Source organism: Saccharibacillus sp. O23, assembly GCF_002205895.1.
Classification (GTDB): domain Bacteria; phylum Bacillota; class Bacilli; order Paenibacillales; family Paenibacillaceae; genus Saccharibacillus.
The window spans coordinates 297,145-313,433 of sequence record NZ_NJDE01000009.1 but is presented as its reverse complement, the minus strand read 5'-3'; the positions used below and the strand labels follow the sequence as shown (position 1 = coordinate 313,433).

The 16,289-nt window shown below is 58.1% G+C and carries 13 protein-coding genes; 8 read left to right on the top strand and 5 right to left on the bottom strand.

Annotated elements, in window-relative coordinates; genetic code table 11:
• Positions 1 to 101: 101 nt before the first annotated feature.
• The gene (locus CDO73_RS13400) at positions 102 to 3,539 is read right to left on the bottom strand and encodes a DUF4073 domain-containing protein (protein WP_088489021.1); all 3,438 of its coding nucleotides are present in this window, start codon (positions 3,537 to 3,539) and stop codon (positions 102 to 104) included.
• A 314-nt stretch (positions 3,540 to 3,853) separates the two neighbouring features.
• Entirely contained in the window at positions 3,854 to 5,251 is a 1,398-nt protein-coding gene (locus CDO73_RS13395) for a methyl-accepting chemotaxis protein (RefSeq protein WP_088489020.1), read from the bottom strand.
• 268 nt (positions 5,252 to 5,519) lie between these two features.
• Here CDO73_RS13395 and CDO73_RS13390 point away from each other — a divergent pair, with 268 nt between their 5' ends.
• A complete protein-coding gene (locus tag CDO73_RS13390) occupies positions 5,520 to 6,878 on the top strand; it encodes an SMI1/KNR4 family protein (protein WP_088489019.1) in 1,359 nt (452 codons plus the stop codon).
• 75 nt (positions 6,879 to 6,953) lie between these two features.
• Here CDO73_RS13390 and CDO73_RS13385 read toward each other — a convergent pair whose 3' ends face one another.
• Complete coding sequence (locus CDO73_RS13385) at positions 6,954 to 8,642, bottom strand: methyl-accepting chemotaxis protein (protein WP_088489018.1); 1,689 nt, start codon at positions 8,640 to 8,642, stop codon at positions 6,954 to 6,956.
• A 245-nt stretch (positions 8,643 to 8,887) separates the two neighbouring features.
• Between CDO73_RS13385 and CDO73_RS13380 the strand changes: the two genes are divergently transcribed.
• From CDO73_RS13380 to CDO73_RS13365, 4 genes are all read left to right on the top strand, one after another.
• On the top strand, positions 8,888 to 10,081 hold the full coding sequence (locus CDO73_RS13380; protein WP_088489017.1) for a M20 metallopeptidase family protein: 1,194 nt from the start codon (positions 8,888 to 8,890) through the stop codon (positions 10,079 to 10,081).
• Between the two features lie 171 nt (positions 10,082 to 10,252).
• Positions 10,253 to 10,813, top strand: a complete 561-nt coding sequence (locus CDO73_RS13375; protein WP_088489016.1) for an SUKH-4 family immunity protein — start codon at positions 10,253 to 10,255, stop codon at positions 10,811 to 10,813.
• Positions 10,814 to 10,831: 18 nt separating this feature from the next.
• Entirely contained in the window at positions 10,832 to 11,590 is a 759-nt protein-coding gene (locus tag CDO73_RS13370) for a tRNA(His) guanylyltransferase Thg1 family protein (RefSeq protein ID WP_088489015.1), read from the top strand.
• A 3-nt stretch (positions 11,591 to 11,593) separates the two neighbouring features.
• Positions 11,594 to 12,052 carry an AAA family ATPase gene (locus tag CDO73_RS13365; RefSeq protein WP_088489014.1) on the top strand — a complete coding sequence of 153 codons (459 nt, stop codon included), beginning with the start codon at positions 11,594 to 11,596 and terminating at the stop codon, positions 12,050 to 12,052.
• A 48-nt stretch (positions 12,053 to 12,100) separates the two neighbouring features.
• Here the strand turns inward: CDO73_RS13365 and CDO73_RS13360 are convergent, their stop codons facing one another.
• Positions 12,101 to 12,628 (bottom strand): GrpB family protein, encoded by a 528-nt coding sequence (locus CDO73_RS13360; protein ID WP_088489013.1) that lies wholly within the window; start codon positions 12,626 to 12,628, stop codon positions 12,101 to 12,103.
• Between the two features lie 144 nt (positions 12,629 to 12,772).
• On the opposite strand from CDO73_RS13360, the gene CDO73_RS13355 reads away from it, so the two are divergent.
• From CDO73_RS13355 to CDO73_RS13345, 3 genes are read left to right on the top strand one after another with little or no spacing between them, the layout of a single operon-like run.
• Complete coding sequence (locus tag CDO73_RS13355; protein ID WP_088489012.1) at positions 12,773 to 14,011, top strand: MFS transporter; 1,239 nt, start codon at positions 12,773 to 12,775, stop codon at positions 14,009 to 14,011.
• A 55-nt stretch (positions 14,012 to 14,066) separates the two neighbouring features.
• Positions 14,067 to 14,768, top strand: a complete 702-nt coding sequence (gene nfi / locus CDO73_RS13350; protein WP_088489011.1) for a deoxyribonuclease V — start codon at positions 14,067 to 14,069, stop codon at positions 14,766 to 14,768.
• Entirely contained in the window at positions 14,765 to 15,646 is an 882-nt protein-coding gene (locus tag CDO73_RS13345; protein WP_088489010.1) for a hypothetical protein, read from the top strand. The genes nfi and CDO73_RS13345 overlap by 4 nt, the downstream gene beginning before the upstream one ends.
• An 82-nt stretch (positions 15,647 to 15,728) precedes the next feature.
• Here the strand turns inward: CDO73_RS13345 and CDO73_RS13340 are convergent, their stop codons facing one another.
• Positions 15,729 to 16,286: a hypothetical protein gene (locus tag CDO73_RS13340; RefSeq protein WP_088489009.1), complete on the bottom strand. Its 558-nt coding sequence runs from the start codon at positions 16,284 to 16,286 to the stop codon at positions 15,729 to 15,731.
• Positions 16,287 to 16,289: the final 3 nt, after the last annotated feature.

Below are 16,289 nucleotides of genomic sequence, written 5' to 3'. Positions count from 1 at the left end.
ATCAAACGAAAAGGCTGCCGAGAATATCTCGACAGCCGATCCGTAACGTTCGATATAGCGATTAAGGTTCATGCGGCGAAACCGAAAACGGTCGCTTCCGCCTAATCGATTCTGACTTGCGTGCCGTCTTCGAGACGCACGTAATAATGATCTTGCGACGCTTCTTCGATCGCTTCCGAAGCCCAATGCGAGGTCGGAACGTCGGCCCAGACCGGTTGAACGGAAGAAACGCCGTCCGTTCGATCCAGCATCCGGTTGATCGCCGTTACGGCTTCCGCTCTGGTCAACAGATCTTTCGGCTTGAACGTGCCGTCCGCATAACCGGTGAACACGCCGGATGCTGCCGCGGCGCCGATCGCGTCTGCCGCCCAATGACCGGCAGACACATCCGCAAAACGGTTCGGCGATGCCGCATCGACGCTGCCTTCACCGTTCGCTTTTTGCAGCGCGGCCGTCAGCATCGCCATTTCGCTTCGGGAGATCGGAGCATCCGGCCGGAAACCGCCGTCGGGATCGCCGATCATCAGCCCTTGAGAACGGACAAAGCGGATGTCTTCGGCCGCCCAATGCGAGGAACGGACGTCGGAAGGCAATGCGGAAGACGCGAGCTTGCCGGACTGCTGTCCGAAACCGAGATTGCGCGCCAGAATAGCTGCCATTTGCGCCCGCGTAACGGAAGCGTCAGGCCGGAAAGAACCGTCCGGGAAGCCTTTCATATAAGCGGCATGTCCGGAATCGCGCCAACCTTCCATATGCAGGATCGAGAAAGTACTGAATTTGGATACTCCGAATTGCAAGCCGATCTGACCGGCTTTGTACTCGACGACTTTCGGCTGCACGAGCGCTTTCTCTCCGTCGCCGTGTTCGATATACACCAGAAGATCCGACAGGTAAGCATCGCGGGCCTGTTCGTTCGCAGGCAGTACGGTATCGCGCAGCGGCAGGGTAAGATCTACCGGACGGCTCTGCATATTGGTCTCGATCGTCATCGGTCTGGCTACGACTTCCGCCGATTTGCTGCCGGCAAGCGATTGGATCAACGGTTCGCTTTTTACGCGTTTGACCAGTTCGCTTCGCTGCTGCTCGGTCTTTACCGGAATCAGTCTGAAATACAAATCGTTCGCAAAACCGTCCAGCGAAGTTTGCGGAACGAAAATTCGCGCGTTTTCCGTAAAGATCTCCAGATTCACGTCAGATGCGCCGATCGAGGAAACTGCCGCTTGCGGTACGCTCACTTCGGTCTGAGAGACTTCATCCTGTTCGTCGGGAATCATGACGCGGGCAGTCTGCTGTCCGGCCGATTTCACGGCCGACAGAGCCGATTCGGCACGTTCAGGCGTCAGTTCGACCTGATCGCTGACTCGTCCCGACGGATCGGTCGTGCGCGTGATCGGCGTAGTGCCTACGACCGCTCCGTTATCGACGCTGCCGGTCTCCACGCGCACCGTCAACTGCTTGACGGCCGGAACGGACGGCTTCAGAGTACTTGGTGTCGGGTTCGTCGGCATCGGATTCGTTGACGGCGGATCGTTCAGCACCGGATTCGTCGGTGTCGGATTGTTCGGCGTCGGATTCGTCGGTGTCGGATCGTTCGGCGTCGGATTCGTCGGTGTCGGATCGTTCGGCGTCGGATTCGTCGGTGTCGGATCGTTCGGCATCGGATTCGTCGCATTAGGCGTAAAATTCAGCGTCGCCTTTTCCCCCGGCAGCGGATTGCCCTTTGTTCCGGCTTTGATCCGCACCAGAACCGTCACGGTTCCTTCGAATAGAGGTTCGTTTTCCGGATCGTAAGCCGTCCAGTTCGTTCCGTTATCGACGGAATATTCCGTCGACTCAAGCTCTCCGTTCATCTTGTTGGCTTCGTCGTCGGCCGTCACGAGCGGTGCAGCCGGCGGCGCGAAGACCGTATACGTTTCGTTCATCTCGGAACTGACGGCCATGCCTTTTTTCGTGGCAATCGCCCGGAGGTTCATGCCGTCCGTCACCTCGATGGGATCGGTATAGAAAAGGCCTTTGAGCGGATCGGTTCCGTCGGTCGTGTAATAAATTTCCGCATCCGGAGTGGACGTGGAAAGCGCGACTTTGCTTCCCGGCATCACTGCGCCGCTAGTCGGATCGGCTGTCGGTTTCGCGGCCGGTTGAAGTTGATACGGAATTTCCGGCAGTTCGGTAAAACGGTAACGAATCGCGTCGTAATCGGAGTCGTAAGTGCTGTCTACGCCGAATCCGATCAGTTGGTCATCTTGAAGCGCAAAACCGTCGGAGTAATAATACGCATCCCCGCCGACTTCGCCGATCTTGGTATACGTAATATTCGCGGGATCGAGCGCATTGATCTTATATAATACGATAAGCCCTTTGTTCCAATTCTCGAAAGCTTCGTTGACAGCCAGAATATAGGTGCCGTCGCGCGATTGAAACAGTCCGCCGGCTTCGGCGTCATGGCTGTCTACCGTCGGAGGAATGCGCAGCACCCACTCTTTGGTCCCGTCTTCCGAGAACTTGGCGATAAACGGATTGGAGCCTCCGGCTCCGATCGGCGTGCCGTTATCCATATCCGTATCGCTCGAAGTCGTCCGGCCCGCGATGACTACGCCGGGAGAGTCGGGATACGCCGAGCGGACCGAGAAGTACGGTTGTTCGGCCTGCGAACCGCCGAACTGCTTGATGCTGCCGATCGACAAGTCTTCCCGATTCAAGTTGGCTACATAAATATCGTAAATGCCGTAACCGGCCGATTGAAACCCGCTAAAATCTCCTTCTTGTCCGGAAGATTGGCCCGAGACGAGATAACCTTCCGAAGTCTCGACGACGGTCTGCACGCTGGAATACCCTTTGTTCCCGATCATATTTTTGGCTGTTAACGTTCCGTCTTCGGCAGATACTTTAAGGATAAATCCGCAGTCGCCTTCTTTGGTGATTCCCGTAAAATCCCCGTCGCGCGGCTGCGGAGCAGGAGCGACCTGTCCCGCGTTGGCAGGAGACGTACTTCCCGAGAGCAGAAAATGCCCGTCGGACGTTTCCAATACTTGATAAGCATAATCTCTGCCTGTGCTTCCGTACGATTTTCTCCATTCTTGATTGCCGTCTCCGTCCAATTTAAGCAGAAAAACGTCTTCCTTCCCCCATTTGACCCAATCGCTTGAGTCGGTCCGGCCTGCGATCACGATGCCGCCGTCGGACGTCTTCTTGACCGAAGCCGCATAGTCGGTTCCTGTACTTCCATAGACCTGCGTCCATACGGGGAGACCGTCCGGACCGTATTTGACGATCACCATGTCCCCGCCGCCGCCGCGACCCGGCAAAGCAAAATCTCCGTCGGAAGAATTGGTATTGTAGACGGTCACCTGGCTGCCGTCTTCGTACATCAATACGGCCAATGCTTCGTCGTACAGCGTGCCTGCCGTCCGGGTGACGGTCAGATTTCCGGGTTGATCGGCATAGGCTGTTCCGATTGCGGCAAAAGGAGACAGCAGCAAAGAACAACCGAGCGTACCGATCAGCGTCCGTTTGGCAAAAAAGCGAAAGCTTTTGTTCATCGAAAAATTCCTCCAAAGTATAGGGTTTTCATCATGCTCATGGTGTATCGGCGCTTGCGATCTCTTCGTTCGCGCCGGTCTGGGACAAGTCTCCAACCTGCCCTGCGGGTGTAAGTCCCTCCTTTGTCAGAATGCCGGAGCCGGATATTTCGGTCCGCAAAAGGCCTTAGCCTTTTTATTTTCGACGGGTCTTCTCCAAAACATAATAGAAAAATCGCAAAAACCGATAAATCCGACTTTATTCACTTTTTTCGGTTACGACAAAAAGGCGGTTCCCAAAAGGGAACCGCCGGACGATACCGAAAAAATCAATTTCAGACAAGCAGTTTTTGGCGCGAGCTTGCGCCGACGGAAGGCGTACGTCCCGAAACGGCTTCGGCCGCGGCTTCCGGCGAACCTTGTCCTTCTTCTTCGCTGCGCAGGAAACGGAAATAGCTCGCGACGCTTTGCAGCCGTTTGGAACTCTCGTTGGTACGGCGCGCCTGCTCGGCGACTTCGCCGGAAGCGGCTAATACGTCCGAAGCCTGAGCGAAGATGCTTTCGGTGCCTTCGGCCGCTTCGCTGTTCGCCGCGGCGATCTCGCTGATCGCTTTGGAGAGGTTCTGTACCGAAGCGCTGAGCTGCTCGCTCGTCGCGCTGAAATCGGAGACCATGTTTTCGATATACAGCGCGTCCTGCAAATAAGCGTCGGCGTTGCTCTGCATCATCTGGTAATCGGCCGCGATTTCCGTAGTCATCAGCTTCAGCAGACGGCCGGAATGGGTCTGAAGGTTATCGACCGAACCGACTACCTTTTCCGTAACGCTATGGATCTGCTCGACCGATTGTTTGGAAGCATCGGCCAGCTTGCGGATTTCGTCCGCGACCACCGCAAAGCCTCGGCCCGCTTCTCCGGCTCTGGCGGCTTCGATCGAAGCGTTAAGAGCAAGCAGATTGGTCTGCTGGGCGATCTGAAGAATGGAATTCGCCAACTCTCGGATCATATTGACGGAATGGGATTCTTCGAGAGCGAGATCCAATTGGGTCTTGACGTCGTTGTAGACTTTGGAAGTCGTCTCGATCGACTGCGACAGATTCTCTTGCACTTCCATCGCCCGCGTGCTCACCTCTCCGGCCTGCTCGGCCCCTTCTTCGGCGCGCTTGGCGATCGAATTGACGGCCCGTTCGAACTCTTGGGTCGAAGCATCGATCTCTTCGGCCGATGCGGCCGTCTGCTGCATGCCCGCGGCCATCAGCTCGGTTGTGGAGGACACTTCGCCGAGACGATTCTCCATCAGAACGAATTTCTCTGCGGCAACCTCGTTCGCTTCGCGAAGTTCGGCCGCTTCCTTGGCTACCGCGGACAGAAGCACATGGGCCGATTCCCGCATGCGTTCCAATGCCCGGCTGAGCATTCCGGTTTCGTCGCTGCGTTCCAGATACTTATTCGCTACGCGATGCGTGAAGTCGCCGTCCGCCATTCGGTCGAGATGCGACGAAGCGTCTTGAATCGGACGGACGATGCCTTTTACAATGAAGAACAGGAGCACGAAAGAAAGGACGAAACCGAACACCGACACGACCAGAGGACCGACATGCAGGACGTTCGCCTGCTGCACGATGTCGCTCATCAACACGAAATTCAACACGGTCGGCAGCAGCATCCCCAGTACGGCGGCGGCCAATACCCGGGTGAACAAACTTCCGAACAGCAGCTTCAAACGATTCTTCATAATCTGCACCTCTTTTGTCTTTATTGATAGTCGAAAGCAAAAAGAACTTTGGACCTACTTTTTATCTGGAAACGTCACTTTCTTGTCTGTATATCGTCCGCTCCGGGATCAAACAAGGTCTTTAGATCTGGTTCTTACTATCTATTATTTATTATAGCCGAGTTAGCGGGCATTTAAACACTTGTTCACGAATTTCTCGAAATTTTATTTTTCGCAATTTAATCTAAAACATTTTCATGCGCATAACGGCGCGAAAAGGAGCTTAACGATGGAGACGATTACCCAAGCACGGTTCGAAGCGTGGACGACGGCATGGTCGGACTTGATTCGACAAATGTCCGCTTATGATTCGGGAGCGCGAGGAAGCGGCATGATCAGTCATTTCACGAACGATCCCGAGAGCTTGATCGCGGAGCTGGAAGCGCGGCTCGATGTTTCCCTGCCGGACGATCTCAAAGCGTTGATCGCTCTCGGCTACGTGCAGGCCGATATGCGCTGGAGTCTGCCCGACGGCATCCTGCTGCCTTTCGACGACGTGTTCGAAGGCGATCTGGGCTGGAATCTGGCCGAAGCGGAATTTCCGATGTTCTTCGACGAAGACGGCGAAGAAACGGAGCAGCGGCACTATTTGTCGTTCCATATGGCGCGCAACGGCGATCTGCTGCTGCTGGATCTCGAACACCCGTCGGGCACGGCCGTCGTATCTTGGTCGCACGAAGAAGACGAATTTCGGCTGCTCGCTCCTTCGCTGGCGGAATTTCTCGACCGGATTACGAAGCTCGGCATGATCGGAGCCCACGCAGAGTCTTACGTTCCGTTTCTGAGCGAAGAAGGGTTGGAACCGGACGGCGAGAACGGACGGCTCTGGCAAGCATGGCTGAAGGATTATGCCGAACTGAAGTGGCAAAACGTGCGGGGCGACCTGACGGCTTCGCTGCGGCTGATCGAGATGATCGCTTCCGAGGATGCGCCGAGAAGCGAGATCGGTCCGCTGCTGCTCGAACATCACGATATCGAAGAGGTTCTGCGCGAGTGGACGGCCCGGAACGAGACCGAAACGTCCGCCAGCAATCGTCGGGATCGGCTCATTCTGATCGGCGATGCGCTGGGCAGCGCGGCGGCGGACTGGGTCCGCTCGCTCTGGACGATTCATGCCGAAGCGCCGGCCGGATTGACGCAGGACGTTCTGCATCGTCTCACGGCCTCATGCCTGCCGGAAGAAGAAGGCCTGGCGCTCGTGCTGCGCGAGATCGAAGCGCAGAACTCCGGCGGCCGGATGCGGCCGCCGTATTCGCTCGCCGCGTTCCGCAGCCGGCGGGCCATCCCGTGGATGGAGCCGCACGTGGCATTCCCTATCGACGGCTGGGCGAGCCTGCTCGCCGATTCCCGTCCGGCGGCGGAAGACCTCGTCCGCTGGCTGCGCGGCGAAGACGCGTTGCGGATGACGGCCGTCCAAGCGATCGGCCGAATGCCAGGTGGCGAAATGCAGGCCCTCTTCGTCGGCTCAAGCGGCGAGCCGGAGCGCGCGGAGCTGCTCCGGCTGCTCGAATCGCTGCACGCGGGCGCCGTGCTGCGCAAAGAAAAAGCGGCGATCCAAGAAGCGATCGCCGCCGTTTCACGGGCCTGACGCGTACCTCGCCGCGTCCCGCCCTTAACCCCAAACCCGAAGGGCCGCGCTCGTTCCGCGGCCCTTTTGCACATCTTATACCTTAAACCGCCCCACCAGAGCTTGCAGCTCGTCCGCCAAGCGGCTGAGCGAAGACGCGCCGTGCAGCATCTCTTCGCCCGCGGCGAGTTGCTGCTCGGTCGCGGCCGCGATCTCCTGCGTGCCGCCCGAGATCTCCTGCGTCCCCATGCTGACGGTCTCGATCGAACGCGACACGTCCGCGAAGCCGTCATGCACCTGCGCCGCCGAATCGGCCATCTCGCCGGTGCGCGCCGAGACTTCGCCGATCGATTGCAGGATGCCGCCGAACTGCTGCGCTCCGTAATGGGTCGCGCCCGCGCCTTCCGCTACCCGCTGTTTGACGTCGCGCATCTTCTCTAATGCCGCCTGCGTCTCTTGTTGGATGCTGGCTGCCCGCTCCTTGATCTCGCGCGTCGATTCCGCCGACCGATCGGCCAGTTTCTTGACCTCGCCGGCCACGATGGTGAAGCCCCGGCCCGCTTCTCCGGCGCGTGCCGCTTCGATCGAAGCGTTCAGCGCGAGCATATTGGTCTGCGCGGAGATCTCGTTGATCAGCGTCGTGATCCCGTCGATCTGCTCCGCGTGAACCGCCAACTGCGCGATCCGCTCGTCCGCTTCGCCGACGGCCGACCCGATGTAGGCCATCTGCTCGTCGATCTGCACGATCGCCCGCTCGCCTTCCCCCGCCTGACGGCTCATCTCCTGCGAGAACGAAGCCACTTCCGCGGTCGAAGAAGCAATACGGGTAATGCCTTCCAGCGTACGATGCGCCGTTTGCGTGCTGCTTCCCGTGACCAGCGCCTGCTCGCCCGCGCGTTCGGCAATCTGCTGCATGGCGGCCGCGACTTGATGCGAAGTCGACTTGGACTGCTCCGCGCTGGCGGAAAACTGCTCGGAAGCGGAAGCGAGATGATCGGACGCCTCGCCGATCCGCGCGACGATTTCGCGCAGCGAGCCAACGAATCGGTTGAAGTCGCCGGCCAAAGCGCCGAACTCGTCTTGCTGGCGCAGTTCGATACGGCTGGTGAGGTCCGCTTCGCCGTGCGCGATCTCGCTCATCTGCCGTCCGAGCAGCGTCAGCGGCTTCATGATCGAACGCAGCAGCCAGAACCCCAAGCCCAGACCCGCCACGACGGTAGCCAGAACGCTGTAGAACAAAATCTTTTGGCTGCGCAGCGCTTCTTGTTTATTTTGAACTTTCATGTCGGCGACTTCCCGATCCAAACGTTCTACAAATTCATTGACCGCCGGGTCCACCTGTTCTTTGCGGAGCGTGCGCTCTTCGCCGAAATGCAGCGTTCGCGCGGCTTCCGTTTGACTCGAAGCGACGAGTTTCACCACTTGACCGTTCAATTGGATCATCTCGTCCAGTTCGCTGCCGATTTTCTCGAGCGCCGCAAGGTCGTCTCCTTGAAGCAAGGCGGCTTCGTTTTTCAACAGTTCTTCGATCTCCTGCGTTTTCTTCTGCATGCTGTCCGAGAATTCCGGATCTTCGGTCAACAGATAGCCGCGTTCGTCATTGGCGAGCCCGGTAAGACGGTATTGAAGCTGCTTGAGGAAGACTTGAGTTTCCAGTTTGCTTTCCAACCGGACCGCACTTTGTTGGCTGCGTTCGATCGAGATCAGCGACAGCGAACCGCTGCCGACCAATACCGCGATCAGTAGGAAGATCACCGCGAATAATTTCGTTCTGACTTTCATCATTCTTCCGCTCCTCGTGAAATGTCGTGAATGCTCGTGATGGAGGGCGAGCCGCGCATGGGGACCGACCGATTTGCATGCTTGCCTGTTCAAGTTATTATCGGTTGTTCGTCGTCTTTTTTTGATGCATTTTGTCGAAAAAAGTCAATTCAATAATTTGACGCAAGTTTGCGGAAATGATAATTTGGATCTTATACTTGTCGGTTTACTTTGTTTTATCCATCTTGTATCGCGGGAGGCAGCAATCGATGACTACGCAAACGACCGAATCATGGAAAAAACGGCTCGACGACGAATACGAACAGATCGTGCAGTGGCGCCGCCATATGCATGCCAATCCGGAGCTGTCTTTTCAAGAAACGAATACGGCCCGGTTCATTGCCGATACGCTCCGCAGCTTCGGTTACGAAGTGCGCACCGGCGTAGGCGGCAACGGCATCTTGGCCGATCTCGCGGGCAGCAAGCCCGGACCTCGCATCGCGCTGCGCGCCGATTTCGACGCGCTGCCGATCGACGAAGAGAACGACGTGCCGTACAAATCGCAGAATCCCGGCGTGATGCATGCTTGCGGCCACGACGGCCACACCTCGACGCTGCTCGGCGTCGCCAAAGTGCTCGCGGGACGCCAAGACGAACTGGCGGGCAGCGTGCGCTTCATCTTCCAACATGCCGAAGAGAAGCTGCCGGGCGGCGCGATCGCCATGATCGAAGCCGGCGCGCTCGATGGCGTCGACGAAGTGTACGGCGCGCATCTGGCGAGCTATATGCCGCTCGGCAAGCTGTCGGTATCCTCCGGACCTTCGATGGCGGCGGTCGATTCGTTCGCGATTACCGTTCAAGGCAAAGGCGGTCACGGAGCCAAGCCGCACCAGACCGTCGACGCGATCGTCGTCGGCAGCCAGCTCGTGACTTCGCTTCAGCACATCGTGGCGCGCCACGTGAATCCGCTGGCGTCCGCGGTCGTGACGGTCGGCGTATTCCGGGCCGGTTCGGCGTTCAACGTCATCGCGGACAAAGCGGAGATCGAAGGCACGGTCCGCAGCTTCGACCCGGAAATCCGCAAGCAGCTCGAACGCGATATCCGCGATATGGTCCACGGCATCACGCTGTCCGAACATGCGACGTACAAGCTGGATTACGTCAACGGCTACCCGGCGCTGGTCAATCCGCCGCAGCAGGCCGAAGAAGTCCGCGATATTTTCGTCCGCGAATTCGGCGAAGAGTCTCTGTACGGACTCGACGCTTCGATGGGCGCGGAAGACTTCGCGTATTATCTTCAGCATCGTCCGGGCAATTTCTTCAACGTCGGTTCCCAGAACGACAGCGAAGATACCGCCTTCCCGCATCACCATCCGCGCTTCGACATCGACGAACGCGCGCTGCGCATCGCGGCTCAAGCTTTTCTCGCGATCATCGCGGACAAACTGCTGGGCGAAGCTTGATTCCGTTTCCCTCCCGCTCGGCAGCGCCGACGGTCTCCGGAGAATTCCGGAGCGCCGTCGGCTTTTTTCTTGCGACGGCGTTTCTTCGTTTGGATAAGACGCCGCAATCCGTTAAAATAAGGAAAACGCGCCGACTCGGCGCGTACCCGACAGGAAACGGAGGAAGCTCTTATGGAATCCGAACCGATCGCCGAGGAATGGAAAAATCTGCTCCGACCTCTATCGCTTTCGGAACTGCGTCATTCGGAGCGGTTATCGACGCTGCCGACCCGCATGCGTTCGGCCGCGCCTTATCCCTATTACGGGATCGAATTCGGCGAACCTCTGTATCGCTGCGCCCTATCCGGCCGCGACTTCGTCGTGTTCGGCCGAGATCTGGGCGGTTATTACGCGGCCGACGACGGCGACGGCGACGGAACGGTGTTTTATCTGTATACGGACGACGGCCAAGCGCAAGAAGTGTTCGCGAATACTTCGCTCGAAGCTTTTTGCGCCTGCCATAACCTTTTTATCGAATACGCGAAGCGGCGGGCCGCGCGGGAGATCGAGGCCGAAGCGGCCGCCGAAGTTCTGGATCGCCTGCTGCGGGAAAAAGACCCCTCGGCGATAGAGAACGACGAGACCTTCTGGCCGATGCGCCTATACGAGCTGTCCGAAGACTTTTTCCCGCTGGACGCTTCGCGCCTCGACTTCCATCGCCGGCGATCGGAACCTCCGCCTTCCCTACTCTGACAAAGGAGCTTGAATCTTATGCATATCGACGACTTCGGCGGACGCATGAAAAATTACGAAAACGCGTTCCGCCAATACCTGCCCGGCCGCATGCCTGTCGTGATCCGGATCGACGGCTGCCATTTTCACACGTTTACCAAAGGCATGGACAAACCGTTCGACGAGCCGTTGATCGCCGTCTTCTGGGAAACGTGCAAATACCTCGCGCAAAATATCATGGGCTGCAAACTGGTCTATCATCAGAGCGACGAAATCTCGATCCTGCTGACCAACTACGACAAACTCACGACGGCTTCGTGGTTCGAAAACAATCTGCAAAAGATCGTCTCCGTAGCCGCTTCGCTTGCGACGGCCAAGTTCAACGAAGAGATCCGCACGGTATATCCCGACCGTCCGCTCGCGACGTTCGACGCCCGCGCTTGGGTGCTGCCGCAGGACGAGGTCACGAACTACTTCCTCTGGCGCCAGATGGACGCGACGAAGAACAGCGTCTCGATGGTGTCGCAGGCGCATTTCCCCCATCATGAGCTGCAAGGATTGGACGGCGGCGCGCTGCAGGACAAATTGTTCAAAGAAAAAGGCCTCAACTGGAACGACCTCCCGGTCTGGCAGAAACGCGGCGCGTGCATCGTCAAACAGGAATATCTCAAAGGAACCGCCGTTCGCCGCAAATGGGACGTCGACCTCAATACGCCGGTGTTCTCGCAGGATCGGGAATATATCAATCGTTTCGTATATACCGACCGCGAATACCCGCAGCGGCAAAAGGACGTGTAGACCATGGAATGTATCGTGCTGATCGGCATTCAGGCTTCGGGCAAATCGACGTTCTACAAAGAACGTTATCTCGATACCCATCTGCGGCTGAACATGGACATGCTGCGCACGCGCTACCGCGAGAAGCTGCTGCTGCAAGCATTCGTCGAAGCGAAGCAGCCGTTCGTCGTCGATAACACCAATCCTCTGCCGGAAGACCGGGCGAAATATATCGAAGCGGCGCGTACGCAGCGTTTCCGGATCGTCGGGTACTTTTTCGTGCCGGATTACGAAGAATCGGTTCGGCGCAACGCGCGGCGGACGGGCAAAACGCAGGTACGCGAAATCGGGATTCAGAGCGTGGCGAAAAAGCTCGTCCAACCGAATTACGCGGAAGGATTCGACGAGCTGTATGCGGTGACGTCGAAAGACGGGAGCTTCACGGTCGAGCCGATCGAAAAGGAAGAGGAAACGCAGGGCTGAAGCTTCGAATCATGCGTGCGGCTTTTGTTCTCCGAGACGTCCGGACGCTTATGAAGTAGGCCGGTTCGCTTGCTGGAGGATCTTCCGCACGAACGCCGTTTTGCCTTCGACGTAAGCGTCGATATCCGTTCGATGCGCCCGCGCGAGCTCCAGCTTGAGCCGGGCGTATTCGTCGCGCGCTTCGTCATGGTTCCGCAGGTAGTCGCGCAGCGCGAGATGTTCGAGGTAACCGGCTCCGTCGGGCGCGCAGACGTACAGATGGTAGTTCGTAAACCCGAAGTCTCTCGTCGGACGAAAAGCTTCCCGGCCTTCGATCCCCAGATTGCCTTGATGTTCGAATCCCTGCTTCGCCAGACGTTCGATGACTTCCGGCAGCACGTCCCGGCTTCGCATCACCGCGTCGAGATCGATGATCGGTTTGGCCGCAAGACCCGGAACCGACGTGCTGCCGACATGTTCGATGCCGATCAGCAGATCGCCGATCCATCCGTTCACGGCGGCCGCGATCTGTTCGAACGCCTGCGGCCAAGCGGAATCGTAAGGCACCACCTCGATGATTTTTGTTCGTTCGGCCATATTTTTTTCCTCCGTTTCGCTTTTTGCGTGTTCGCCTGTTTTTTTCGTTTTCGCTGTAGTAACTTATATACGGACGGGTTCGAAAACGCTTAACCTTTTATCGCTCCCATTGTACCCATTTTACGACACCGGAGGAAGACGCACATGGCAAGGACGCTTTTCCCGAGACTTCGCGGCAACAGCCGGGGCTGTCTGGCTTTCGAGCCTTTTTTCCTGATTCCGTACAGCATGATGGCGACTTACGCGACGCTGTACATGTACGAGCTTGGCGTGACCGAGACGAATATCGGCTGGATCACGACGCTCGGTCTGATCGTGCAGGTCATGTCGTCGTTCATGAGCGGCTATCTGACCGACCGGATGGGCCGCAAACGCGCCATTCTGACGTTCGACGTGCTCAGTTGGAGCGTGGCGATGCTGATCTTCGCTTTTTCGCAGAACATCTGGTTCTTCGTGATCGCCACCTTCATCAACGGCTTGCAGCGGGTTCCGCATGTCGCGTTCTACTGCCTGATCGTCGAAGATACCCCGCCCAAAGACCGAACCTACGTATTCACGCTGCTTCAGATCATCGGCGTGATCGGCGGTTTGTTCGCTCCGCTCGGCGGCCTGCTGGTCGACCATTACGGACTCGTATCCGGCACGCGGATCATGTACGTGCTCTGCTCGGTGCTGATGACCTTCCAGTTTATCGGGCGCCATGTCACCACGACGGAGACGGAAATGGGCTACCGCAAAATGAAAGAAACCAAAGAACTCGGACTTCGCAGCAGCCTGATCGAATACAGCGGCGCGATCCGCGACCTGTTCGCCAGCCGCAGCTTGATGCTGATCTTCGTCGTCTATATTCTGTTCAATTTCCAAGCGACGCTCAAAACGACGTATTTGTCGCTCTATCTGGCCGACTTCCTGCATGTGGACAGCGGCTTGATCTCGCTGGTGCCGGCGGTCTCTTCGATCATCATGCTGCTGGCCCTGTGGTTCATCATGCCGAAGATCCCCGCCGAAGCGGAAACGCGTTCGATGATGGCCGGTTTCGGACTGTCCGTGCTGTCGAACGTGATGCTGGTGCTCTGGCCGACTTCGAATCTGGTCTGGATCGGCTTCAGCACCGTGCTCGCCGCCGTCGGTCTGATGATCAGCTCGCCGTATCTCGAAGCGGCCGTGCAGAACGCGATCGACGACGAGAAACGCGCCAAAGTGTTCTCCATGCTGTCCGTCGTCATCCTGCTGCTCACTTCGCCGGCCGGCATCGTCGGCGGCTGGGCGTACACGCTCGATCCGCGCATTCCGATCTGGATCATCACGGGATCGTTCGCGGCGGCGTTCTTGTTCTTGATGGTGCATTTGAACCGGACGCGCAAAAGCGGAGCGGCCGTTTGACGGTCGATCGCCGCTCGCATGCCGGCCTCATTCCGATCCGTATAGGAGGAACACCATGCAGCCTGTATTTCGTCACTCTTGGACGCTAAGCGAAGAAGAAGCGGTCCGGCTGCAAACCGAGCTGGCGTCGCGCATATCCTTGCTTGATCCGCAGCCGTTCGACGTCCGCCATGTCGCGGGCGTCGACGTCGCTTACGCCAAAGAAGACGACCGGCTCGTAGCCGCGGTCGCCCTGTTGGACGCGGCAACGCTCGAAGTCGTCGAAACGGCTTGCGCCGTCGGTACGCCGTCTTTACCTTACATACCGGGCCTGTTCTCGTTCCGCGAACTGCCGCCGGTGTTGGAAGCTTTCGAACGGCTTCAGGCCTCGCCCGATCTGATCGTCTGCGACGGGCAGGGCATCGCGCATCCGCGCCGCTTCGGGCTTGCCAGCCATCTGGGGCTTCTGCTCGGCGTGCCGACGATCGGCTGCGGCAAAACGCGGTTGGTCGGCGAATACGACGAACCGGATTCCGTGCGAGGTTCGTCTTCGCCGCTGATCCATGAAGGCGATCGGGTCGGCGGCGTACTGCGCACGCAGACCGGCGTGAAGCCGATCTTCGTCTCGCCCGGCCATCTGATCTCGCCGGAAACGGCCTGCGCGTGGATGCTGAAGCTGACGCCGCGTTATCGTCTGCCGGAAACGACCCGGCAGGCGGATCAGCTTGTGCGGCGCGAGTTGAACCGTTTACCGATCCGAAAGGAGAACCGTTCATGAGCGATCTCGACAAAATGTACAAAAAAAGAATGGCGTTGTTCAAAAAACTCTACTTCTACGCGAACGGCACTTACGATCCGCAGCTCGGCGTCAGCCTGTACGACGACTCCGTCCTCTCGGACGAAGACAAAACGTTCATGCACGAAATCGGCTGGAAAGCGAACGAACCCGTTCTGCTGGAACATGATGCGCTGATGAACGACATTGCCGAGCTGGGACGCGACGAGCGGCTGTCCGAAGCCCGATTGATCGGGGAATTCGTGGCGGCCGCCGGCGACCGTTATCGGCGCGGCGTCAACGGTCCGATCAGCCTGCGTTATACGCGGCTGCTGCCGGCGCACGGTTATCGCCGCGCCCGCAAGCTCGTGTCCTGCGGCGTCTGCGGCTATTACGAACATTCGCTGACCGACTGTTCGAATCTGTCTCAGATCCGCGAATCGCTCTGGATCGGCTATTCTTGGGCTTCGCCGGTCGGCGTCTATGCGGACTTGACCGAGCGGCTGGAACTGCCGGAGGTCGTGCCGACCAAGGAAGACGCCGCCGCGCTGCGGCGTCTGCTCGAAGCCGTCGACCGGGCGGCGGACGACGAGAAACCCGGCGCGCTGGAGAAACGGCTCAGCGCGGAGAAAGTGCTGCGCGGCAACGCCGGCACCCGCCGCGCGCTGCTCAGCGTATTGGCCGAGATCGGCGTGCTGCCGAATATCGGCCTGCCGATTCGTCCGGATCGCTGGATCGATCATGAAGACATGGTCGAAGCCGGCATGGAGCTGGACACGACGCAGGGCCGCTCCGATCTGGAAATGCCGTGGGCCGGTTGGCGCGGACGCCTCGGAGTCGATTGGGAGCGGGCGAAACAGGTCTTTTGGGCGTATCTTTAAACGTTTGACGAGCGCCGAAACGAATCGGGGTAACCCAAAAAGCCGAATGCGGTTATTCCGCACTCGGCTTTTTTCGTCTTATTTACCGAAACTCGTATTGCAGCCGTTCCTCTCGCGGCAGCGTGAGTTCGCAGGCCATGATGACTTTTTCGATAGAGGACATATCCGTCTGCGCTCGAATGTCCGCCAGCAATTCGCTGTAATCTTCGGTACGGATCAGCATTCCCCGCTCGAAAACCAGGGCATGCATCTCTCGATAATCCACGATTTCGTGCATTCCTCCGCCGCGCGCGGCTTCGGGTGCTTGGCCCAGCCAGACCGTCCCCGAGTAAGGCAGCGAGAATTCCAAATCGAGGTATTGATAAAAAAGAAACGGCTTTTTTACGTGCTGCGGACGGATGCCGTTGAACGGAGGTTGTTCGATACCTTCGACGGCAAAAACCGTCAATCTGTCCAGTTTCAACTGTTCTTGTTCCACCTTAAACCGGCAATAATACCCTCGATAACAGGCGGTAAGACGATCGCTCCCGACCGGTATTCCGTAAGCGGCAGGATCGAACAATAAGCGGGGCTGAATGCCGAGCAGTTCCCAATCGTCTTTGCCGTTCCAACAAAAATCGTCGGGAATCTGCATCGTCATCCG

Excerpts from the sequence above, each read along its gene's own strand:
- CDO73_RS13400 (WP_088489021.1), bottom strand. The coding sequence starts at position 3,539 with ATGAACAAAAGCTTTCGCTTTTTTGCCAAACGGACGCTGATCGGTACG.
- CDO73_RS13395 (WP_088489020.1), bottom strand. The coding sequence starts at position 5,251 with ATGAAGAATCGTTTGAAGCTGCTGTTCGGAAGTTTGTTCACCCGGGTA.
- CDO73_RS13390 (WP_088489019.1), top strand. The coding sequence starts at position 5,520 with ATGGAGACGATTACCCAAGCACGGTTCGAAGCGTGGACGACGGCATGG.
- CDO73_RS13385 (WP_088489018.1), bottom strand. The coding sequence starts at position 8,642 with ATGATGAAAGTCAGAACGAAATTATTCGCGGTGATCTTCCTACTGATC.
- CDO73_RS13380 (WP_088489017.1), top strand. The coding sequence starts at position 8,888 with ATGACTACGCAAACGACCGAATCATGGAAAAAACGGCTCGACGACGAA.
- CDO73_RS13375 (WP_088489016.1), top strand. The coding sequence starts at position 10,253 with ATGGAATCCGAACCGATCGCCGAGGAATGGAAAAATCTGCTCCGACCT.
- CDO73_RS13370 (WP_088489015.1), top strand. The coding sequence starts at position 10,832 with ATGCATATCGACGACTTCGGCGGACGCATGAAAAATTACGAAAACGCG.
- CDO73_RS13365 (WP_088489014.1), top strand. The coding sequence starts at position 11,594 with ATGGAATGTATCGTGCTGATCGGCATTCAGGCTTCGGGCAAATCGACG.
- CDO73_RS13360 (WP_088489013.1), bottom strand. The coding sequence starts at position 12,628 with ATGGCCGAACGAACAAAAATCATCGAGGTGGTGCCTTACGATTCCGCT.
- CDO73_RS13355 (WP_088489012.1), top strand. The coding sequence starts at position 12,773 with ATGGCAAGGACGCTTTTCCCGAGACTTCGCGGCAACAGCCGGGGCTGT.
- nfi (WP_088489011.1), top strand. The coding sequence starts at position 14,067 with ATGCAGCCTGTATTTCGTCACTCTTGGACGCTAAGCGAAGAAGAAGCG.
- CDO73_RS13345 (WP_088489010.1), top strand. The coding sequence starts at position 14,765 with ATGAGCGATCTCGACAAAATGTACAAAAAAAGAATGGCGTTGTTCAAA.
- CDO73_RS13340 (WP_088489009.1), bottom strand. The coding sequence starts at position 16,286 with ATGACGATGCAGATTCCCGACGATTTTTGTTGGAACGGCAAAGACGAT.